Annotated in this window: 22 protein-coding genes; 14 read left to right on the top strand and 8 right to left on the bottom strand. The window is 71.9% G+C overall.

From position 1 onward, the window contains the following. The first annotated feature begins 18 nt into the window (after nucleotides 1–18). A complete protein-coding gene (locus ABT147_RS07195) occupies nucleotides 19–372 on the top strand; it encodes a hypothetical protein (RefSeq protein WP_351403184.1) in 354 nt (117 codons plus the stop codon). 22 nt (nucleotides 373–394) lie between these two features. On the opposite strand, the gene ABT147_RS07200 is transcribed toward ABT147_RS07195, so the two are convergent. Both ABT147_RS07200 and ABT147_RS07205 read right to left on the bottom strand, forming a co-directional pair. Continuing rightward, nucleotides 395–1,123: a lysophospholipid acyltransferase family protein gene (locus ABT147_RS07200; protein ID WP_351403185.1), complete on the bottom strand. Its 729-nt coding sequence runs from the start codon at nucleotides 1,121–1,123 to the stop codon at nucleotides 395–397. A 186-nt stretch (nucleotides 1,124–1,309) separates the two neighbouring features. Beyond that, complete coding sequence (locus ABT147_RS07205) at nucleotides 1,310–1,726, bottom strand: DUF4395 domain-containing protein (protein ID WP_351403186.1); 417 nt, start codon at nucleotides 1,724–1,726, stop codon at nucleotides 1,310–1,312. A 75-nt stretch (nucleotides 1,727–1,801) separates the two neighbouring features. Here ABT147_RS07205 and ABT147_RS07210 point away from each other — a divergent pair, with 75 nt between their 5' ends. From ABT147_RS07210 to ABT147_RS07225, 4 genes are all read left to right on the top strand, one after another. Then, nucleotides 1,802–2,215 (top strand): TlpA family protein disulfide reductase, encoded by a 414-nt coding sequence (locus tag ABT147_RS07210; protein ID WP_351403187.1) that lies wholly within the window; start codon nucleotides 1,802–1,804, stop codon nucleotides 2,213–2,215. Nucleotides 2,216–2,405: 190 nt separating this feature from the next. After that, a complete protein-coding gene (locus ABT147_RS07215) occupies nucleotides 2,406–2,915 on the top strand; it encodes a flavin reductase family protein (RefSeq protein WP_351403189.1) in 510 nt (169 codons plus the stop codon). 204 nt (nucleotides 2,916–3,119) lie between these two features. Then, a complete protein-coding gene (locus tag ABT147_RS07220; protein WP_351403190.1) occupies nucleotides 3,120–3,905 on the top strand; it encodes an electron transfer flavoprotein subunit beta/FixA family protein in 786 nt (261 codons plus the stop codon). A 54-nt stretch (nucleotides 3,906–3,959) separates the two neighbouring features. Next, the gene (locus ABT147_RS07225) at nucleotides 3,960–4,922 is read left to right on the top strand and encodes an electron transfer flavoprotein subunit alpha/FixB family protein (protein ID WP_351403191.1); all 963 of its coding nucleotides are present in this window, start codon (nucleotides 3,960–3,962) and stop codon (nucleotides 4,920–4,922) included. 67 nt (nucleotides 4,923–4,989) lie between these two features. On the opposite strand, the gene ABT147_RS07230 is transcribed toward ABT147_RS07225, so the two are convergent. After that, complete coding sequence (locus ABT147_RS07230; RefSeq protein ID WP_351403192.1) at nucleotides 4,990–5,895, bottom strand: endonuclease/exonuclease/phosphatase family protein; 906 nt, start codon at nucleotides 5,893–5,895, stop codon at nucleotides 4,990–4,992. 191 nt (nucleotides 5,896–6,086) lie between these two features. Here ABT147_RS07230 and ABT147_RS07235 point away from each other — a divergent pair, with 191 nt between their 5' ends. Further along, entirely contained in the window at nucleotides 6,087–7,394 is a 1,308-nt protein-coding gene (locus tag ABT147_RS07235; protein WP_351403193.1) for a DUF6986 family protein, read from the top strand. 124 nt (nucleotides 7,395–7,518) lie between these two features. Then, nucleotides 7,519–9,369 carry a serine/threonine-protein kinase gene (locus tag ABT147_RS07240; protein WP_351403194.1) on the top strand — a complete coding sequence of 617 codons (1,851 nt, stop codon included), beginning with the start codon at nucleotides 7,519–7,521 and terminating at the stop codon, nucleotides 9,367–9,369. An 8-nt stretch (nucleotides 9,370–9,377) separates the two neighbouring features. Here ABT147_RS07240 and ABT147_RS07245 read toward each other — a convergent pair whose 3' ends face one another. Together ABT147_RS07245 and ABT147_RS07250 are read right to left on the bottom strand one after the other, a co-directional pair. Further along, nucleotides 9,378–10,151: a hypothetical protein gene (locus tag ABT147_RS07245; protein WP_351403195.1), complete on the bottom strand. Its 774-nt coding sequence runs from the start codon at nucleotides 10,149–10,151 to the stop codon at nucleotides 9,378–9,380. A gap of 3 nt (nucleotides 10,152–10,154) precedes the next feature. After that, entirely contained in the window at nucleotides 10,155–11,204 is a 1,050-nt protein-coding gene (locus ABT147_RS07250) for a LacI family DNA-binding transcriptional regulator (protein ID WP_351403197.1), read from the bottom strand. Nucleotides 11,205–11,459: 255 nt separating this feature from the next. Here ABT147_RS07250 and ABT147_RS07255 point away from each other — a divergent pair, with 255 nt between their 5' ends. The 3 genes from ABT147_RS07255 to ABT147_RS07265 all read left to right on the top strand — a co-directional run bounded on the left by ABT147_RS07255 (nucleotide 11,460) and on the right by ABT147_RS07265 (nucleotide 13,966). Then, entirely contained in the window at nucleotides 11,460–12,416 is a 957-nt protein-coding gene (locus tag ABT147_RS07255) for an ROK family protein (protein ID WP_351403198.1), read from the top strand. Nucleotides 12,417–12,512: 96 nt separating this feature from the next. Beyond that, the gene (locus ABT147_RS07260) at nucleotides 12,513–12,758 is read left to right on the top strand and encodes a hypothetical protein (protein WP_152166946.1); all 246 of its coding nucleotides are present in this window, start codon (nucleotides 12,513–12,515) and stop codon (nucleotides 12,756–12,758) included. A 170-nt stretch (nucleotides 12,759–12,928) separates the two neighbouring features. Then, on the top strand, nucleotides 12,929–13,966 hold the full coding sequence (locus ABT147_RS07265) for an NUDIX hydrolase (RefSeq protein ID WP_351403199.1): 1,038 nt from the start codon (nucleotides 12,929–12,931) through the stop codon (nucleotides 13,964–13,966). 239 nt (nucleotides 13,967–14,205) lie between these two features. Here ABT147_RS07265 and ABT147_RS07270 read toward each other — a convergent pair whose 3' ends face one another. Further along, on the bottom strand, nucleotides 14,206–15,561 hold the full coding sequence (locus tag ABT147_RS07270; RefSeq protein ID WP_351403201.1) for a dipeptidase: 1,356 nt from the start codon (nucleotides 15,559–15,561) through the stop codon (nucleotides 14,206–14,208). Nucleotides 15,562–15,743: 182 nt separating this feature from the next. On the opposite strand from ABT147_RS07270, the gene ABT147_RS07275 reads away from it, so the two are divergent. Continuing rightward, the gene (locus tag ABT147_RS07275) at nucleotides 15,744–16,949 is read left to right on the top strand and encodes a geranylgeranyl reductase family protein (RefSeq protein WP_351403202.1); all 1,206 of its coding nucleotides are present in this window, start codon (nucleotides 15,744–15,746) and stop codon (nucleotides 16,947–16,949) included. 90 nt (nucleotides 16,950–17,039) lie between these two features. Here the strand turns inward: ABT147_RS07275 and ABT147_RS07280 are convergent, their stop codons facing one another. Then, the gene (locus tag ABT147_RS07280; RefSeq protein WP_351403203.1) at nucleotides 17,040–17,492 is read right to left on the bottom strand and encodes a nitroreductase family deazaflavin-dependent oxidoreductase; all 453 of its coding nucleotides are present in this window, start codon (nucleotides 17,490–17,492) and stop codon (nucleotides 17,040–17,042) included. 213 nt (nucleotides 17,493–17,705) lie between these two features. Here ABT147_RS07280 and ABT147_RS07285 point away from each other — a divergent pair, with 213 nt between their 5' ends. From ABT147_RS07285 to ABT147_RS07295, 3 genes are all read left to right on the top strand, one after another. After that, nucleotides 17,706–18,419 (top strand): TetR/AcrR family transcriptional regulator, encoded by a 714-nt coding sequence (locus ABT147_RS07285; protein WP_351403204.1) that lies wholly within the window; start codon nucleotides 17,706–17,708, stop codon nucleotides 18,417–18,419. 108 nt (nucleotides 18,420–18,527) lie between these two features. Then, a complete protein-coding gene (locus ABT147_RS07290) occupies nucleotides 18,528–19,790 on the top strand; it encodes a sensor histidine kinase (RefSeq protein WP_502983043.1) in 1,263 nt (420 codons plus the stop codon). Then, nucleotides 19,787–20,452 carry a response regulator transcription factor gene (locus ABT147_RS07295; RefSeq protein WP_351403207.1) on the top strand — a complete coding sequence of 222 codons (666 nt, stop codon included), beginning with the start codon at nucleotides 19,787–19,789 and terminating at the stop codon, nucleotides 20,450–20,452. Before ABT147_RS07290 ends, ABT147_RS07295 begins: the two co-directional genes overlap by 4 nt. Here the strand turns inward: ABT147_RS07295 and ABT147_RS07300 are convergent. Continuing rightward, a complete protein-coding gene (locus ABT147_RS07300; protein WP_351403208.1) occupies nucleotides 20,413–20,733 on the bottom strand; it encodes a DUF6332 family protein in 321 nt (106 codons plus the stop codon). The genes ABT147_RS07295 and ABT147_RS07300 overlap by 40 nt on opposite strands. Between the last annotated feature and the right edge of the window lie 22 nt (nucleotides 20,734–20,755).

A 20,755-nucleotide genomic window follows, 5' to 3' on the forward strand; every position in this document is an offset into this window, starting at 1 on the left:
AAGTGATCGACTCGGCGGATGCGTGCAGCGGGGCGGGTCCAGCGGTTCCTGGTGAGGTCGGAGCGGCATCGGCGCGCGGACATCGGCGTGGCGGTGGTGCTGGGGGCCATGGACCTCGTCGTCATCGGCTCGGTCCTGATGCTCGGCACGGAGGGTGTCTTCACCGAGGACTGGCTGCCCTACCCGGGGATGATGGCCCCGGAGGGCGAGACGTACCAGCAGGACTCCGTGGCCTTCCTCCAGCGGTTGGCGGCCGGAGGCGTCGGGCTGGCCCTGCTCTGCCGACTGTGGCTCACCGCCGTGGTGCACCTGGTCGTGCTCACCGTCGGGGCGGGCTTCATCGGGTCCCTGTCGACCTACTGGAACCCGTGAAGCCCGCGCCGGGCGAGGGAGGTCAGCGGGCCTCGGCCTCGCGGACCTGTTCCGGGGTCGGGGCCGTGCCGCCGAGGTGGGCGGGCATCCACCAGGTGTCGTCCGGGCCCTGCGGGCGGACCGGGTAGGCGCGCTGGGCGGCCTCCAGCAACTCCTGGACGCGTTCGCGGAGCTGGCGGGTGATGGCGCCCGCGTACTTGTCCTTGGAGGCCTCTATCGCCTCGCCGACCCGGATGGTGATCGGGATGTGGCTGCGCTTGAAGTTGCGCGGGTGGCCCTTGGTCCACAGCCGCTGCGTGCCCCACACGGCCATCGGGATCAGCGGGACGCCCGCCTCCTGGGCCAGCCGGGCGGCACCCGACTTGAAGCTCTTCAGCGTGAACGACTGCGAGATCGTGGCCTCGGGGAAGACACCGATGATCTCGCCGGAGCGCAGCGAGTCCAGCGCGTGCGCGTAGGCCGCCTCACCCTGCTTGCGGTCCACCGGGATGTGCCGCATGTTGCGCATCAGCGGCCCGGAGATCTTGTGCCGGAACACCGACTCCTTGGCCATGAAGCGCACCAGACGCTTCTGCGGCAGCGCCGCCAGACCGTCGAAGATGAAGTCCAGATAGCCGATGTGATTGCTCACCAGTACGGCGCCGCCCGAGCGCGGGATGTTCTCCGACCCCTTGCAGTCGATCTTCAGGTCCCAGGCCTTGAACAGGGTGCGGGCGAGACCGACTGCGGGACGGTAGACAAGCTCTGCCATGGGCGGAGTGGACCCTTCTCTCTGCCTGGGAAGGGGGCTCCCGGCGGGAAGTTACGCAGCCGTAGGTTTACGGCATCCCGCAGATCGTGCCCCAAGAACGGACGAGTAGCCAGTCTTGGCGCGGGCGTAGGGCGAGATTCTCGTCACGTCGGACACACGAGCGACCGTCGGGAGTTCATCCGGCTGTCACTTCGCGCGCACGGCCACCCGCCGGACGAGCAGATACATCTCGCACCCCAGGCAGTACCCGAACACCGCGTTCAGGAAGGCGGCGGCGAGTGCCGCGCCCGTCGCCGCCAGCCCCAGCCACTCGGGCCCAGCCGTGAAGCCGACCAGGCCCGCAGCCGCGAAGACCAGCCCGACCGCCTGCGCGAACCGCGGCGGCTCCGGCGCCTCGAACTCCGTCGGCGGCCCGATACGGGGCTGTACGAACCTGCGGAAGACCCAGCCGTACGGCGAATACCCCACCCCGCCGGCCGCGCCCAGCGCGAACGCGAACGTCTGCCAGCCCAGCAGTCGGCCGCTGCCGGTGATCAGCGCGACCGCCAGCACCGCGGTCGTCACGGCGGCCCCGAAGCGCGGGCCCCTCACATCGATGTCCATGCGTCAAGCATTCCGCAGGCCAATCTCCTCGGGGAGCCGGGAATCTTTGCAGTCTCATGAACGCTGAAGCACGCTGTGACGGGACTTGTGGTGTGTGGACTGGTGCTCGCCATGGCGAGCGTCTACGGAGTGCTGCATCAGCGGCGGAGCGGGAGAGTCAGGGTGCGCGGGCGGGACGGCGACAAACGGCTCGGCGCGGCGGAGTTGGGGGAGAGGCTCGGCGAACGGGCCACGCTCGTCCAGTTCTCCAGCGCCTTCTGCGCCCCCTGCCGGGCGACCCGCAGGCTGCTCGCCGAGGTGGCCGGAATGGTCCCCGGTGTCGCCCATGTGGAGATCGACGCCGAGGAACACCTCGACCTCGTACGCCGGCTGGACATCCTCAAGACGCCGACCGTGCTCGTGCTCGACGCGGACGGCCGGATCGTCCGCAGGGCAACCGGACAGCCGCGCAAGGCGGATGTGATCGCGGCGCTCGGTGAGGCCGTGTGAAGCCGCACACCGGTACGCACTTGACTGTACGCCTCACCTATCGTCAGCCTGACCGTATGCCCCGAGAACTCCTTCTCTTCGAGCGAGACGCCATGTCGACGGCGCTCTTGGTCCGCACGGCCAGTTCGTGCTGTCCCGGACCCTGAGCCCCAACGGACCAGCCCGTCGACTCCGGCAGAAGGACAACTCCATGACGGCCACCTCCGGCCTCGGTTCGCCCCAGCTCGCCTCCCCCGACCTCCTGCGCTCCGTCTTCCGGCGCCATGCCGCCGGTGTGGCGGTGATCACCGCCCAGAACGCAGGCGGCCCGGTCGGCTTCACCGCCACCTCGCTCAGCTCGGTCTCCGCCGAGCCTCCGCTGCTCTCGTTCGGCGTCGGCACCGGCGCCTCCAGCTGGCCGGTGATCTCCGAGGCCGAGTACATCGGCGTGCACATACTCGGGGAGCACCAGCGGGAGCTCGCCGCCACCTTCGCCCGGAGCGGCGCCGACCGGTTCGGGGCACCCACCGGATGGCGTAGCGGCCCGGAGGGAGTTCCCGTCCTCGACGACGTGCTCGCCTGGCTGGTCTGCCGGGTGGTGGCGCGTGTTCCGGCGGGGGAGCACCGGATCGTCCTCGCCGAGGTGGTGGTGGGCGATCCGTCGGGCGCCGGGCGGCCGCTGCTGTACCACCAGGGCCGCTTCAACGGTCTGCGAGACTGATTCCCGTACGACTACGCAGGGTTGCCTAACTCACAGTTCAAAGCGCTTGCTCAGCGGGCACGAACTGCGGGAACGTAGGCGTCGTACTGGCGAGTAATATATCGACCGGAGCGCAGGTCGCCCCGATCGGGATCGGCCGCTTCAGGCGCCTATGCTGCCTGGAAGAAGGCAGCCCAGAAATGACGATGCAGTAGGAGAGCCGGCGTGAGCTTGAGGATCGTTGTCACTGTGAAGTACGTGCCCGACGCCACTGGCGACCGGCACTTCGCCGATGACCTGACCGTCGACCGCGACGACGTGGACGGTCTGCTCTCCGAGCTGGACGAGTACGCGGTGGAGCAGGCGCTGCAGATCGCCGACGAGGCCGACGACGCCGAGATCACCGTGCTGACCGTCGGTCCGGAGGACGCCAAGGACGCGCTGCGCAAGGCGCTGTCGATGGGCGCCGACAAGGCGATCCACGTCGAGGACGACGATCTGCACGGCACCGACGCCATCGGCACCTCCCTGGTGCTGGCCAAGGCGATCGAGAAGGCCGGTTACGACCTGGTGATCTCCGGCATGGCGTCCACCGACGGCACCGGCGGCATCGTCCCGGCGCTGGTCGCCGAGCGTCTGGGTGTCCCGCAGGTCACCCTGCTCTCCGAGGTCTCCGTCGAGGACGGCGTGGTCAAGGGCCGCCGTGACGGCGACGCCGCGAGCGAGCAGCTGGAGGCCTCCCTCCCGGCGGTCGTGTCGGTCACCGACCAGTCGGGCGAGGCGCGTTACCCGTCCTTCAAGGGCATCATGGCGGCGAAGAAGAAGCCGGTTCAGTCCTGGGACCTGTCCGACCTCGACATCGAGGCGGAAGAGGTCGGTCTGGAGGGCGCCTGGACGGCTGTCGACTCCGCGGCCGAGCGCCCGGCGCGCACCGCCGGCACGATCGTCAAGGACGAGGGCGAGGGCGGCAAGCAGCTCGCCGAGTTCCTCGCGGGCCAGAAGTTCATCTAGGCCCCACTCCCTTACCGCCCCTTAAGCCTTCGCAATCCGCAGGAGAGCATTCCCATGGCTGAAGTTCTCGTCTACGTCGACCACGTGGACGGTGCCGTCCGCAAGCCCACCCTGGAGCTGCTGACCCTGGCCCGTCGCATCGGCGAGCCCGTCGCCGTCGCGCTGGGCAACGGCGCCGCCGACACCGCCGCCGCCCTCGCCGAGCACGGCGCGGTCAAGGTCCTCACCCACGAGGCCGCCGAGTACGCCGACTACCTCGTCGTCCCCAAGGTCGACGCGCTGCAGGCCGCCGTCGAGGCCGTCTCCCCGGCCGCCGTCCTCGTCCCGTCCTCCGCCGAGGGCAAGGAGATCGCCGCCCGCCTCGCGGTGCGCATCGGCTCCGGCATCATCACCGACGCCATCGACCTGGAGGCCGGTGACGAGGGCCCGGTCGCGACCCAGTCGGTGTTCGCCGCCTCCTTCACCACCAAGTCCCGTGTCTCCAAGGGCACCCCGGTCATCACGGTCAAGCCCAACTCCGCCGCCGTCGAGGCCGCTCCGGCCGCCGGCGCGGTCGAGGCGCTCGCCGTGACGTTCGGCGCGCTGGCCACCGGCACCAAGGTCACCGGCCGCACCCCGCGCGAGTCGACCGGCCGCCCGGAGCTGACCGAGGCCGCGATCGTCGTCTCCGGCGGCCGTGGCGTCAACGGCACCGAGAACTTCGCGATCATCGAGGCCCTCGCCGACTCCCTCGGCGCGGCCGTCGGCGCCTCGCGTGCCGCCGTGGACGCCGGCTGGTACCCGCACACCAACCAGGTCGGCCAGACCGGCAAGTCCGTCTCGCCGCAGCTCTACATCGCCAACGGCATCTCCGGCGCCATCCAGCACCGCGCCGGTATGCAGACCTCGAAGACCATCGTGGCCGTCAACAAGGACGCCGAGGCCCCGATCTTCGACCTCGTCGACTACGGCGTCGTCGGCGACCTCTTCGACGTCGTCCCGCAGCTCACCGAGGAGATCAACACCCGCAAGGGCTGATCCTCCGGACTCCTCCCGAGTCGTCCGAGGCCCCCGCGACCGCACGAACGGTCACGGGGGCCTCGGCTCATCCCAGGGTCAGCGAGGCCTGCACCGGCAGATGGTCGCTCGGGTAGGTGCCGTCCACCGAGAAGGTGTTCATCGCCGCCCAGTGGGTGGTCACCCCTGGCGAGGTCAGGATCCAGTCGATGCGCCGGCCGCCGGGCTTGAGCCCCCGGTAGCCGTGGTACGTCCCATAGGCCTGGGTGCGCGAGGCCGCCGCGTCCCAGGCGTCCACGAGCCCGTTGTCCAGCATCAGGTCGTACACCCGGTTGTCGTGGGCGGCGGCGTTGAAGTCGCCCGTGACGACGACCGGCGCCGACCGGTCCCAGCCCGCGATGGTTTCGCCGATCAGGCCGGCGGAGCGCTCCCGGGCGTACTGGCTGACGCTGTCCAGATGCGTGTTGAGGACGTAGAACTCCCGCCCCCCGTCGGCGAGATCGGCGAACTTCACCCAGGTCACCATGCGCAGCCAGTCCGCGTCCCAGGTGTTGGAGGCGATCGTGTACGGGGTGTCGGACAACCAGAAGTGATCGAACTCGATCGGGTCGAGTCTGCGGGTGTCGTAGAAGATCGCCATGAACTCGTCCTTGCTGCCACCCCCTCGGCCGGTGCCGATCCAGTCGTAGTGCCCGCCGAGATCCCTCTCGATCATGCGCAGCTGCTGGTACAGCCCCTCCTGGGTGCCGATGACATGCGGTCGCTCGCGGCGCAGCAGCTCCCTCATCACCGGGCGGCGCACGGCCCAGCGCGGTGTCTTGTCGACGACGGTCGCGAAGCGCACATTGAACGTCATCACGTTCAGGGCGCCCGCGTACTCACCGGCGGACGCCGGCTGTGACGAACCCGCTGTGGTCAGCAGCGGCACGGCGATGGCGGCGGCCGCCGCGGACCGAAGTCCTTGGCGACGCGTCACTCCGACCTCTTTCGGCACGCGATCTCCTCCCCTGGGCAGTCAGGATGAACCTTGCCCAGTGAATACGGAACAAGCGGCCGGTTCGGCAGTGACCAGCGGGAAAGCATGGGGAATCCCACTTCCGGACAGTGTTGACCGGGGCGGAGAGCGAAGGTTAGCTTCATTATACGGATTCGTGATTCCGCAGTGCGGAAAATGGAGGGTGTGGAATGGGGCAGGGCCGGCAGGAGAACGTGGCGACGAGTCTCGCGGGCACCGTCAGCGAGGAGATCAGCGCCTCCCTCGCCCCCGTCGACGCGGAGCTGGAGCGCCGCTACCCGGGCGACCCGGGCACCCGCCAGCCCGTGCACACCGTCTACGTCCCCGGTGACGTCTTCGCCGCCGACACGATCCGCGCCTGGGGCGACCGGGCCCTCGCCGCCCTCGACGAGCACGCCCCCGACGCCGCCTCCTTCGGCGCCGTCCTCGGCCTCGACGACGACCTCGCCGGGCCCGTGTACGACCGCGTCCGCGCCAAGCTGGAGCGCGAGCCGATCGAAGACCTGCGCGTCGACTTCGAGGACGGCTACGGCCCGCGTCCGGACGCCGAGGAGGACGAGGCCGCCGCCCGCGCGGCCCGCCTGATCGCCGAGGCGTACGCCAAGGGCACGGCCGCCCCGTACATGGGCATCCGGATGAAGTGCATGGAGGCGCCGGTACGCGACCGGGGCATCCGCACCCTCGACATCTTCCTCACCGGCCTGCTGGAGGCCGGCGGTCTGCCCGACGGGCTGGTCCTGACCCTGCCCAAGGTGACCTACGCCGAGCAGGTCACCGCCATGGTCCGGCTCCTGGAGGCTTTCGAGAAGGCGCGCGGCCTCACGCCCGGCCGGATCGGCTTCGAGATCCAGATCGAGACCAGCCAGGCCGTCCTCGCCTCCGACGGCACCGCCACCGTCGCCCGCATGATCGGCGCCGCCGAGGGCCGCGCCACCGGTCTGCACTACGGCACCTTCGACTACAGCGCCTGCCTCGGCGTCTCCGCCGCCCACCAGGCCAGCGACCACCCGGCCGCCGACCACGCCAAGGCGATCATGCAGGTCGCCGCGGCCGGGACCGGCGTACGTGTCTCCGACGGCTCCACCAACGTCCTCCCCGTCGGCCCGACCGAGCAGGTCCACGACGCCTGGCGCCTGCACTACGGCCTCACCCGCCGTGCCCTCGCCCGCGCCTACTACCAGGGCTGGGACATGCACCCCGGCCACATCCCCACCCGCTACGCGGCCGTCTTCGCCTTCTACCGCGAGGGCTACGCCCAGGCCGCCGCCCGCCTCTCCCGCTACGCCAACCGCGCGGGCGGCGACGTGATGGACGAGCCCGCGACGGCCAAGGCCCTCAGCGGCTATCTGCTGCGGGGCCTCGACTGCGGCGCCCTCGACATCGACGAGGTGTCCTGGGCGACCGGGCTGACCCGCACCGATCTGGAGGGCTTCGCGGCACCCCGACGGGCCGATCTGACGACCGACCCCGGCCGGTAGTCGCGTGGGCCGGACGGCCTACAAGTAGCGGTCCTGTGACAGCCGTTGCCACCGGTCCGGAGCGCCCCCGCCCACCGCTTAGGCTGTACGCGATTCATCGGTGTGTCATAGGAGCGAGGCGCGGGTGTCTTCGGGGGCGAACGAACAGACGGACGGTGCCGGGCGGGTTCTCGCCGGGCGGTACCGGGTCGTGGAGCAGCTCGGACGTGGCGGCATGGGTGTCGTCTGGCGGGCCGTGGACGAGGTGCTCCACCGCGAGGTCGCCCTCAAGGAACTGCGCACCTACACGGACGCGGGCGCGCCCGAACTCGCCGATCTGGGGCTGCGGATGCAGCGCGAGGCACGGGCCGCCGCCCGCGTCCGGCACCCCGGGGTCGTCGCCGTGCACGACGTGGCCGAGGTCGACGGACGCCCGCTGATCGTCATGGAGCTGGTCGACGGGCCGTCCCTCGACGACGTCCTGCGCGACCGGGGTCTCCTCGACCCGCGCGAGGCCGCCGCCATCGGCGCCAAGGTGATGGACGCCCTCGCCGCCGCCCACCGGGTCGGCGTCCTGCACCGCGACGTCAAGCCCGGCAACATCCTCCTGGACCGCTCGGGCCGCGTCGTGCTCACCGACTTCGGCATCGCCACCATGGAGGACCCGGGCGACGGCTCCGCCACCCACCTCACCCGCAGCGGCGAACTCGTCGGCTCCCTCGACTATCTGGCCCCCGAACGCGCCCAGGGCAACGACCCCGGCCCCGCCTCCGACGTCTGGGCACTCGGCGCCACCCTGTACGCGTCCGTCGAGGGCACTTCCCCGTTCCGGCGTACGTCCACCTGGTCGACGCTCACCGCGATCGTGAGCGACGAGCTGCCCGAGCCGCGGCGGGCGGGACCGCTCGCGCCCGTCCTGCGGCAGCTGATGGACAAGCGCCCGGAGAACCGTCCGGACGCCGACCGGGCCCGCGAACTGCTGGAGGCCGTGGCCTCCGGGGAAGCGCTCGCCTCCCCGACGGCGGGGCTGAGCGGCGGCCCGGCCCCGCAGCCGAGGGCGGAGACCCAACGGAGCGTGCCGTCGGTGCCGCCCGGCTTCGGACCGGCGACCGCGGGCGCGGGACACGGCGGCACGGGCACGGGTGCCGGGTTCGGCGCGACGGGCCCGACGCCCGGCTTCGGGCCGCCGCAGCCGCTCCCCGGCCCCGGCACGGGGGCCTCCCCTGCGGTCGGCGGTCCCGGTGCGGGCGCTCCGCAGCCGCCGGCCCCCGCTTCGGGCGCCGCCACCACCGTCTCCTCGACCGGCGGCAGCCGTCCCCGCAAGGGCCGCGCCCTGCTCGCCGCCGTGGCCGTCACCGTCGTACTCGCCGCCACGGGCGGCACGGTCGCCCTGCTCACCAGTGGCGACGACGGGAATACGGGCGCCCGGCCCTCGGCCACCGGAACAAGCAGCGGCACGCCCTCCCCGGGCCGCAGCCGGGGCACGGTCGACCTCACCGACGACTCCGAGGCCAAGAAGCCGGCCAAGGACGACAAGAAGTCCCCGAGCCCGAGCGAGAAGACCGAGGAGGACGAGGAGAAGGACACCGACGCGTCCCCCTCCCCGTCGAAGGACACGAGCGACGGCACCACCACCGGCGGCGGCTCGGGGGGCTCGGACACCTCGGGCGGCTCCACGAGCGGGGGCACGACCGGAGGGGCGACCGAGGAGACACCGGTCTGCCACTCCATAGGCGGCGGCAAGTACAACTGCACCGTCTGGACCACCGCCAAGTCCTACACCGCCTCCGGCACCGAGGTCGGCATCCTCAAGCAGGGCACCAACTACTTCTACTGCCAGGAGAACCTGGGCCGCCGCGAGACCTCCGGCGAGTGGACCAACGTCTGGTGGGCCAAGACCGACGACGACAGCGGCAACACGAACGTCTACGTCAGCGACGTCTACATCCAGGGCGGCGACAACGACGCCCCGGTGCCCGGCCTCCCGGTCTGCTGAGGCCGGGTCTACGGCCTTGCCGCCGGATGAGGCCGTACGTACTGCTCCAGACCCGACACCGTCGTCCACCTCTGCTCGGCGAACAGCTCCCTGCCCCGCAGACACAGCGCCCGGTCGCCGCGTGCCCGGGCGCAGAACTCGTCGGGGGTGGTGCCGAACAGGGCGCGCAACTCGGCGGAGGCGGCGAGGAGTTCGGAGATCAGCGGGCGCTGCCGGCCCGGGTGGGAGCGGGGGCCGGGGCCGCCGTCGTGCAGGACGCCCCACCGGTTGACGTAGATCCAGGCACGGTCGAGGACTTCGCCCGACTCCAGCTCGACACGGAAGTCGGCCGCGGGCAGGGCCGCCCGCTGGAAGTTGCCGGTCGGTGAGTCGACGCCCTCGCTCGCGTCGACCACGGCGAGCTGGGCCTCGTCGAGCCAGGTGAGGAACAGCTCGCTCGTGGAGCCGGGGGAGTGGAAGGGCGACGCGGACATGTAGCCGAGCAGACTGACATGGGCGGAGACGCCGATCCCGATGTTCGTGACCCTGGCCCTGACCATGGGGATCCGGCACCCGACACCGCGCTCCGCCATCTTGTGCACGAGCTGCGCGGGACAGGCGTTGGAGCCGACGGAGAGGACGGGGACACGGTCCTCGAAGACGAGCGTGTCCAGCGGCAGCAGCCGGTTGCCGTCAAGGAGCGCGGACTCGGCGGGCCAGGCGCCCGGATAGCTCAGCGGGTCCTCGCGCGGGGCCACGGCGAGGCCGAGCGCTTCGAGCGTACGGGGGTCGGGGGCTTCCAAGGGTCAGTCCGCGGGCGGGAGTTCGCCCGAGCCGCGGGCGATCAGCCGGGTCGGCAGCTCGATGCGCTCCGGGGTGAGGAGGGAGCCGTCCAACTGCTGGAAGAGACGCTCGGCGGCGGTGCGGCCCAGCCGGGCGGGGTCCTGGGCGACGACCGTGATGCCGGGCCGGAGCAGATCGGCCAGCTCGAAGTCGTCGAAGCCGACGAGGGCGACCGGGCGGGTGTGCTCGGCGAGAACCCGTACGACCGTGACCGTAACCCGGTTGTTGCCCGCGAAGACCGCCGTGACCGGTGCCGGGCCGGACAGCATCTCCTCGGCCGCCCTGCGGACCCGCTCGGGATCGGTGACGCCCAGCGACATCCACGCGTCCTCGACCTGGATGCCCGCGTCCTCCATGGCCGCCCGGTAGCCGCGCAGCCGCTCGGCGGCGGTGTGGATACGGGGCATGTCGCCGATGAAGCCGATACGGCGGTGGCCGTGGGCGATGAGATGGGCGACGCCGTCGCGGGCGCCGCCGAAGCTGTCCGACAGCACCACGTCCGCGTCGATCCGCCCGGCCGGGCGGTCCACGAACACCGTGGCGACGCCCGCCCTGATCTCGGGCTCCAGATAGCGGTGGTCGTCACCGGCCGGGATGATGACCAGGCCGTCGACGCGGCGGGCGCACAGCGCGAGCGCCAACTCCTGCTCGCGGTCCGGGTCCTCCGCGCTGGACCCGTTGATCAGCAGCGAGCCGTGCGCGCGGGACACCTCCTCCACCGCACGGCTGAGGGGGCCGTAGAACGGGTCGGCGAGGTCCTCCAGGACCAGGCCGATGGTGGCCGTACGGCCCTTGCGCAGCACCCGCGCGCTGTCGTTGCGCCGGAAACCGAGTGCCTCGATCGCCTCCTGGACACGGCGCTCGGTGTCCGGGGTGACGCCCGACTCGCCGTTCACCACCCGGGAGACCGTCTTGAGACCCACCCCGGCCCGGGCCGCGACGTCCTTCATCGTGGGACGGTTGCCGTAGCGGTTCTCGGAGCGGCGGGCGATGCCGTTGGCGGTCTCGGGCACTGTGCGCTGTCCTGTCCTGTCGTCCACGGGGTGCGATCGGTAGTGCCGTGGCGGAGTTGTGCGGCTGTTGAGGATGTGGCGTCGAGCATAGAGCCTGGACAACGTTGTCACAGCCGGGGGAGACTGTCTATCGCATTCTCTGGCCGGCGCCCCCCACCAGGCGAGCGTCGTGCTGCCAGTTTTTCCGGCCGGAGATCCGGGCGCCGCTGGACTCGGGCGTCCGGTAGGAGACTCGCAGCGGGAGAACTGACACTGATGCAGACCGACCTCGTGGCCGCGCTCGACATCGGCGGCACCAAGATCGCCGGGGCGCTGGTGGACGGCCACGGCCACATCCTGGTGCGCGCGCAGCGCCCGACGCCCGCGCGGGAGGACGGCGACACCGTCATGCGGGCCGTCGAGGAGGTGCTCGGCGAGCTGACCTCCGCCCCCCTGTGGAGCGGGGCCACGGCCGTCGGGATCGGCAGCGCGGGCCCGGTGGACGCCTCGGCCGGCACGGTGAGCCCCGTGAACGTCCCCGGCTGGCGCGGCTTCCCGCTCGTCGAGCGGGTCCGGGCGGCCACCGGCGGGCTGCCCGTCGAGCTGATCGGCGACGGTGTGGCCATCACGGCGGCCGAACACTGGCAGGGCGCGGCGCGCGGCCACGACAACGCGCTGTGCATGGTCGTGTCGACAGGCGTCGGCGGTGGGCTCGTCCTCGGCGGCAAGCTGTACGCGGGTCCCACCGGGAACGCCGGCCACATCGGTCACATCAGCGTCGACCTCGACGGCGACGCCTGCCCGTGCGGTGCCCGTGGCTGCGTCGAACGCATCGCCAGCGGGCCCAACATCGCCCGGCGTGCCCTGGAGAACGGCTGGCGGCCCGGCCCCGACGGGGACACCTCGGCCGCGGCGGTCGCCGCCGCCGCGCAGGCCGGCGACCCGGTCGCCGTGGCCTCCTTCGAGCGCGCCGCGCGGGCCCTCGCCGCGGGTATCGCCGCCACGGCCACGCTCGTCGAGATCGACATCGCCGTCATCGGTGGCGGTGTCGCGGGCGCCGGCGACGTCCTCTTCGCGCCCCTCCGCACCGCTCTCAAGGACTACGCGACCCTGTCCTTCGTCCAGCACCTGACCATCGCGCCCGCCGTCATGGGCACGGACGCGGGCCTGGTCGGCGCCGCGGCGGCGGCGCTGGCCCGCCGACCGAGCACGCGGGTGGCCGGGGTGGGGTGAGGGGCTTCCCGCACAGCTTCCGGGTGGGTGCGGTGGTGGGGCGAAACGTTGGAACCCGGCCGTGACCCCTTGGGGGCTTCGGCAGTTGAGCGGGGCATGAAGAAGCGCAGCATGCTCGCCATCGCCTCCCTCGCCACCGGTTTCGTCGTCGCGGCCATCACGCCGTCGCACGGTCTCGACGCCTCGGACGCGCTCGGGAAGACGGACGGGCTGAGCAAACTGGACGTCGAGGGCACGCTCGGCAAGGTCGGCAAGACGGTCTCCAGCGACAGCCTGGCGGTCGACGAGGACGCCCTGGGGGGCCAGGCGGACCAGGAGGGCAAGGGCGGCAAGGAAGGCTGACGGGAGCGGAGCGGGCAGCGGGTCCTTCGTCCGCTTCCCCTCGCATCGCAGGCGGCGGGTCCCCACTCGGTGGGGGCCCGCCGTCCGCGTATTTCGGCTCCTCGGCAGCGGCTGGTTTCCGTGGCGGAGTGGAGGGCAAGCCTCAGGGGGTCAACAGAAGAGGGGGAACCGTGATCGTCTGGATCAACGGTGCGTTCGGTGCGGGGAAGACCACCACCGCACGGGAACTGATCGACCTGATCCCGAACAGCACGCTCTTCGACCCCGAGGTCATCGGCGGCGCACTGACCCACATGCTGCCTGCCAAACGCCTCGCCGAGGTCGGCGACTTCCAGGACCTGCCGAGCTGGCGACGGCTCGTGGTCGACACCGCCGCCGCCCTGCTCGCCGAGCTGGGCGGCACCCTCGTGGTCCCCATGACCCTGCTCCGCCAGGAGTACCGCGACGAGATCTTCGGCGGCCTCGCCGCCCGCCGCATCACCGTCCGGCATCTGCTCCTGGCCCCGGCCGAAACGATACTGCGAGAGCGAATAGCCGGGCGGGAGATACCGCCCGATCTCCCCGACGGCGAGATGCGGATGCGTCAATGGGCGTACGACCACATCGCGCCGTACCGCGCCGCGCTCAGCGGCTGGCTCACCGCCGATGCCCATCTCGTCGACACCGGCGCCCTCACCCCGTACGAGACCGCGCGGCGCATCGCCGACGCCGTGGCCACCGACGACGTACCCGTGTGCGACATCGTGCAGACCCCCGAGCCGACCGCCGAGACGGTCGCGGCGGGGGTTCTCCTGTTCGACGAGGACGACCGGGTGCTGCTGGTCGATCCGACCTACAAGGCCGGCTGGGAGTTCCCCGGCGGGGTCGTGGAGGCGGGGGAGGCGCCGGCGCGGGCGGGTGTGCGGGAAGTTCTCGAAGAGACCGGGATAAGGCTCGACTCGGTGCCCCGGCTGCTGGTCGTCGACTGGGAGGCGCCCAGGCCACCCGGGTACGGGGGGTTGCGGCTGCTTTTCGACGGGGGACGGCTCGATGTCGGCGGTGCGCAGCGGCCCGTGCTGCCCGGGCCCGAGTTGCGTGGCTGGCGTTTCGTGACCGAGGAGGAGGCGGCGGATCTGTTGCCGCCGGTGCGGTTCGAGCGGTTGCGGTGGGCTTTGCGGGCTCGGGAGCGGGGCGCTGCGCTGTACTTGGAGGCCGGGGTTCCGGTGTGAGGGGGGCGCCTTGTCGCCGTTTCGGGGCGGTTGTGGGGCGGGTGCGGGTGAGTCGTGGTTGCTCGCGCCGTTCCCCGCGCCCCTGAAAGATGCGCAGTTCCCCGCGCCCCTAAGAGATGCGCTGCTCCCCGTGCTGCCGAGAGATGCGCCGCTCTATGTGCTCCGAGGGGATACGCGGTCCCCGCGCCCCCCTCAGAAGGACGAGGGGCGCGGTTCCGCACCGGGCGTTGGGCCGTCGCTCAGTTTGTGGCGTAGTTCTGGAGGAACAGTGCCTCCGTCACCGACATGCGCTCCAGCTCCTCCGGGGACACGCTCTCGTTGACCGCGTGGATCTGGGCCTCGGGTTCGCTGAGGCCGATGAGGAGGATCTCGGCGGTGGGGTAGAGGGCGGCGAGGGCGTTGCAGAGGGGGATGGAGCCGCCGTGGCCCGCGTACTGCATGTCCTGGCCCGGGTAGGCGACGGCCATGGCGGCGGCCATCGCCTCGTACGCCGGGCTGGAGGTGTCGGCGCGGAACGGCTGGCCGTGGCCGATCAGTTCGCAGCTCACCCGGGCGCCCCACGGGGTGCGGGCGACCAGGTGGGTTTCGAGCAGCTTGGCCGCGTGCTGGACGTCGACGCCCGGCGGGACCCGCAGGCCGATCAGGGCGCGGGCGCCCGCCTGGATCGACGGGGTCGCGCCGACCACCGGCGGGGCGTCGATACCGAGCACCGTGGCGGCCGGGCGCGCCCAGATACGGTCGGCGACGGTGTCGGAGCCGACCAGCTCCACACCGTCGAGCACCTTGGCGTCCGCGCGGAACTGCGCGTCGGCGTACTGGAGGCCGTCCCACACCCCGTCGCTCGCGAGGCCGTCGACGGTCGTCGTGCCGTCCTCGGCGCGCAGTGAGTCCAGCACGCGGATCAGCGCGGCCAGCGCGTCGGGGGCCGCGCCGCCGAACTGGCCCGAGTGCAGGTTGCCTTCGAGGGCGTCGACCTTCACACGCATGAGGATCATGCCGCGCAGGGAGGAGGTCACCGTCGGCAGGCCGACGCGGAAGTTGCCGGCGTCGCCGATGACGACGGTGTCGGCGGCCAGCAGTTCGGGGTGCGCCTCGGCGTACTGCTGGAGGCCGCCCGTACCCATCTCCTCGGAGCCCTCGGCGATCACCTTGATGTTCACCGGCACCCCGCCGTTCGCCTTCAGCGCCCGCAGCGCGAGCAGGTGCATGATCACGCCGCCCTTGCAGTCGGCGGCGCCGCGCCCGTACCAGCGGCCGTCGCGCTCGGTCAGCTCGAACGGCGGCGACACCCAGGCGGTCTCGTCCAGCGGCGGCTGCACGTCGTAGTGCGCGTAGAGGAGGACGGTCTTCGCGCCCTCGGGCCCCGGCAGGTAGCCGTACACGGACTGGGTGCCGTCGGGGGTGTCCAGCAGGGCCACGTCCTGGAAGCCCTCGGCGCGCAGCGCGTCGGCGACCCAGCGTGCGGCGCCCTCGCTCTCGCTCCTCGGGAACTGGTCGAAGTCCGCCACCGACTTGAAGGCCACCAGTTCGGTGAGCTCCTCCTTCGCCCGGGGAATCAGCGAGGCGACGGTCTCGGCGACCGGGTTCGACGGCATGGGCACGCTCCTCGTGGGTGCGACGTTGTCCTTGTGGGTAGGTGGCTGCGTACGCGCCTACCCGGTGTGTCGGTGTAGGGCGCATGCGCTGCCGATCCTCCCACAGCGATCCTCGGCGTCACCCGCCGTAGGATGCCTGTGACAGGTGCGGCAGGCGGCTGGATCGGGAGCTATAGACCATCGTGAGCAGCGAGAACTCTTCGGCGGACGACGTGCAGCGGGTGTGGGACGTCGTCGTGGTGGGCGCGGGGCCCGCAGGGGCTTCGGCCGCCTATGCGGCGGCGGTCGCGGGACGCAGCGTCCTGATGCTGGAGAAGGCGGAACTGCCTCGGTACAAGACGTGCGGCGGTGGCATCATCGGCCCCTCGCGCGACTCGCTGCCGCCCGGCTTCGAACTGCCCTTCAAGGACCGGGTGCACGCGGTCACCTTCTCGCTGGACGGCCGGTACGCCCGGACGCGCAAGTCGAAACAGATGCTGTTCGGGCTGATCAACCGGCCCGAGTTCGACCAGCAGCTCGTCGAGCACGCCCAGAAGGCGGGCGCCGAACTGCGTACGGGCGCCACGGTCACCCGCGTCGAGCAGCACGGTTCGGCCGTGCCCGACCGGCGCACGGTCGCCGTCGTCCTGCAGAGCGGCGAGACACTGCTCGCGCGGGCCGTCGTCGGTGCGGACGGAAGCGCCAGCCGTATAGGGGCCCATGTCGGGGTGAAGCTCGACCAGGTCGACCTCGGCCTGGAGGCGGAGATCCCCGTGCCGGAGACCGTCGCCGAGGACTGGAAGGGACGCGTCCTCCTCGACTGGGGCCCGATGCCCGGCAGTTACGGGTGGGTCTTCCCCAAGGGCGACACACTGACGGTGGGGGTGATCTCCGCGCGCGGTGAAGGCGCCGCCACCAAGCGGTACTTGGAGGACTTCATCGGGCGGCTCGGCCTCGCCGGCTTCGAACCGAGCGTCTCCTCCGGGCACTTGACGCGTTGCCGTGCCGACGACTCGCCGCTCTCGCGCGGGCGGGTGCTGGTCTGTGGGGACGCGGCGGGGCTCCTTGAGCCGTGGACGCGGGAGGGCATCTCCTTCGCGTTGCGTTCGGGGCGGCTCGCGGGGGAGTGGGCGGTGCGGATCGCCGAGGCGCACGACGCGGTGGACACCCGCCGTCAGGCCCTCAACTACGCGTTCGCCGTGAAGGCGGGACTCGGCGTCGAGATGAGCGTCGGCAAGCGGATGCTGACCGCCTTCGAGCGGCGGCCCGGCCTCTTCCACGCGGCCATCACCGGCTTCCGGCCCGCCTGGCGTGCCTTCGTCGACATCACGCGCGGGGCGACCTCGCTCGGCGAGATCGTCCGCACCCATCCGCTGGCCCAGCGTGCGCTGACCGCGTTCGACAAGTAGCGCGGGGGCCGCCGCCCGACGCCGGGCCTCGACAAGTAGGCGCGGCAGGCCCGCCCGAGGCCGGGCGCCGCCTCGGGGCACCCCGCCCGGTCATCGCTTCACGGTGATCCGGAAGACGGGGTGCTTCGGGGCGGCGGCGAGCAGTTCCTCGTCGGTGGAGTCGGCGTTGACGTCGCCGAAGAACCGGCCCACCTCCCAGCCCCACTTCTTGAGGTAGGTACGCAGCACGACGGGCTTCTCGGCGTCGGGCAGTTCGACCGCCGTGAACTCCTGCACCCGGCGGCCCACCTGGAGCCGTCCACCGCCGGCCGCCCGCATGTTGCGCACCCACTCGGAGTGGCCGCGCGCCGAGACGAGGTAGGGGCCGCCCTCGTACGGCAGCGGGTTGACCGGGAGCCGACGCCATTCGCCGCTCTTGCGGCCGAGCACGGAGAGCTCGGCGGTGCCGAGAACGCTGACGCCACGGCGGGCGAGCCAGCCGATGAAGCCGTTGAGCGCGCGGTCGAAGGGGTTGGCCTTGATGTAGTGCGGCGACGACGTCATGGGGTTCCTCCCCGTTGTGGTGGAGCAGTGCTCTCCCGGGTGATTGGGAGAGCACTGCTCTCGCTTGAGAGCAGTGTGCACGAGATCGGTGCTCCAAAGCAAGAGCAGTGCTCTCGTTTGTGGGTGGCGCTCCGAACTGTGAGCGCTGATCCATTCAGTGAGCACTGCTCCGAAACGTGTGCAGTGCTCTGCTCCTGTGGCACACTGCTTCGCATGAGCACAGCACACGGAGCCCGCGCCCGCGCCCGGATCGAGGTCACCGCCGCCATCAAGGACGAGGCACGCAGACAGCTCGCGGCCGAGGGCGCCGCCAAGCTGTCCCTGCGGGCCGTGGCGCGGGAACTCGGCATGGTCTCCTCCGCGCTGTACCGCTACTTCCCCAGCCGCGACGAGCTGTTGACCGCGCTGATCATCGACGCCTACGACTCCGTCGGAGAGGCCGCCGAGGCCGCGTACGCGAAGGCCGTCGACGGGAGCCCGGCGGCGCAGTGGGTCGCGGTGTGCGAAGGGGTGCGGGAGTGGGCGTTGGCGCGGCCGCACGAGTACGCGTTGATCTACGGTTCGCCCGTGCCCGGGTACACCGCGCCCGACGCGACCGTGCCGGCCGCGGCCCGGGTCGGGCTGTTGCTGATCGGGATCGTGCGCGACGCCCACCAGGGCAAAGGGGTGGCCCAGTGGAAGCTGCCCGCCGAGGTGCGGCCCGAGGCGCGGCGGATGGCCGAGGACCTGGCGCCCGATCTGCCGCCGGAGGTGGTCGTGGTGCTGGTCGGGGCGTGGGCGCAGCTGTTCGGGTTGGTCAGCTTCGAGGTGTTCGGGCAGTTCAACCGGGTGGTGGAGGAGCGGGCGGTGTTCTTCCGGCACGCGGTGGGCCAACTCGCCCACCATGTCGGTCTGGTCTTCCCCCGGTCCGAGCGGGCGGTGCGCTGACGTTCCCCGGGACCGGTGGGGCGTAGCTCGCGTACTTCGCCGGGAGTATCTGTGATCACCTCGCTCGGGTGACGTCGTGCCCGGTGGGCGGCGTCTAGCGTGGCGGGCATGGTGGAGCAGGGTACGGAGGCGGGCGGACCCCCGAGGTGGGGCGGGCCGCCGTGGCGACGGTGGCACGGGGGCGGCCCCCCGTGGTGGAACCGGCCGGACGGCGACGAGGCGCGTCCCCGCTGGCCGTGGCGCTCCACCGTGGTGCTCACCGTCTTCGTGATGGTCGGCTCGAACGCGGCGGCCGGGTTCCAGCAGGACGAACGGGCCGCGCCGGACCTGTTCGCGCGCGTCCTGCTGCTCATGGGCGCCGTTCTGCTGCTGTGGCGGTGGCGGCGCCCGGTGCTGGTCGCGTTCGGCACGGCCGCGACCGCCATGGTGTATCTGGGCGCCGGATACCCGTACGGGCCGGTGTTCCTCACCGTCGCGATCGGCTGCTTCAGCGCGATCGTCGCCGGGCATCGCAAGGCGGCCTGGACGGCGATGGGGGCGCTGTGGGTGGGGCATGTACTGGTGGCGCACTGGCTGTACCGGTGGCTGCCGCCGGGCGGGGACGACGCCGCGAGCTGGGGGCCGGAGATCGTCGTGGTGACCTGGGGCGTGGCGATCGTCGCACTCTCGGAGCTGGCCAGGACCCGGCGCGAGCAGTGGGTCCGGGAGCGGGCCGAGCGGGCGCAGGCCGCCCGGCGGCGGGCCGACGAGGAACGGCTGCGGATCGCCCGCGAACTGCACGACGTCCTCGCGCACAGCATCTCGGTGATCAACGTCCAGGCGGGCGTCGGCCTGGCGCTCCTCGACTCCGACCCGGAACAGGCGCGCACCGCCCTCACCACCATCAAGGCGGCCAGCAAGGAGGCCCTCGGTGAGGTCCGTCAGGTCCTCGACACCCTCCGCACCCCCGGCGACGCCCCGCGCACCCCGGCGCCGGGCCTCGACCGCCTCCCCGAACTCGTCGAGCAGGCGGCCAGCGCGGGCCTGACCGTCGAGATCGGGGGCGAGGCGCCCGATCTGCCGCCGGGCACGGATCTCGCCGCCTTCCGCATCGTCCAGGAGGCCCTCACCAACGTCGTACGGCATTCGGGGTCGCGCCACGCGCGCGTGGACCTCGATCACGACGGCCGTGAACTGCGGCTGCGGATCGACGACGACGGGCCAGCGACCGGCACCCACGCGGGCGGCGGCGGCAACGGACTCGTCGGAATGCGGGAGCGGGCCGCCGCGCTCGGTGGCACGATCGAGGCGGGGCCGCGCGCCGACGGGGGGTTCCGGGTGCTCGCCGTACTGCCGGTACGGGCGTCCCGCGAGGTCGAGGAGGACCGGTGATCCGCGTACTGCTGGCCGACGACCAGGCTCTGGTGCGGGCCGGGTTCAAGGCGCTGCTCGACGCGCCGCCCGACATCGAGGTGGCCGGGGAGGCCGCCGACGGTGAGGAGGCGCTGCGCCGGGTGCGTGAACTCCGCCCCGATGTGGTCCTGATGGACATCCGGATGCCCCTGCTCGACGGGCTCGCCGCGACCCGGCGCATCACCGGCGATCCGGCTCTGGAACAGGTCAGGGTCGTCGTGCTGACCACCTTCGAGCTGGACGAGTACGTCTTCGAGGCGATCCGCTCCGGCGCGTCGGGCTTCCTGGTGAAGGACACCGAGCCGGAGGAACTCGTGCGCGCGGTACGGGCGGTGGTCGAGGGCGACGCGCTGCTGTCGCCGGGGGTGACCCGGCGGCTGATCGCCGAGTTCGCGGCCCGTTCCAAGGAGCCGACGGCCTTCGCCTCGCTCGGCGAACTCACCGAGCGGGAGCGGGAGGTGATGGCCCTCGTCGGTATCGGCCTGACCAATGACGAGATCGCCCGTCGGCTCGTCGTCAGCCCGTTGACCGCCAAGACGCATGTGAGCCGCACGATGGTGAAGCTGGGCGCCCGCGACCGGGCCCAACTCGTGGTCCTGGCCTATGAGTCGGGGTTGGTGCGGCCGGGCTGGCTGGGCTGAGCGGGGTCCGGGCGGCCGGGTCCCGGGACCTGCTGTCCCGGAGGGCGTGTGGCGCGCCGGAAGCGGGTCAGCACGATCGTGACCACCGCGACGAACACCACCACGGTGACCGCCAGCGCGAGGAGGTCGAGCACACTCTCGCCGCGCAGGGAACCGACGACGTCCGGCAGGAACTCGGTCACCCCGAAGTAGGCCGCGCCCGCCAGCACCGCCCCCGCGAAGAGCGCGAAACCGATCTCCGTGGTCATCGCGTCCCGCTCCGCCTGTGTTCGTCTCCCCATGGGCCGAGTGTGGGGGCGGCGG

Origin of the sequence: Streptomyces sp. NPDC001868 (assembly GCF_040297125.1) — a bacterium.
Lineage (GTDB): Bacteria > Actinomycetota > Actinomycetes > Streptomycetales > Streptomycetaceae > Streptomyces.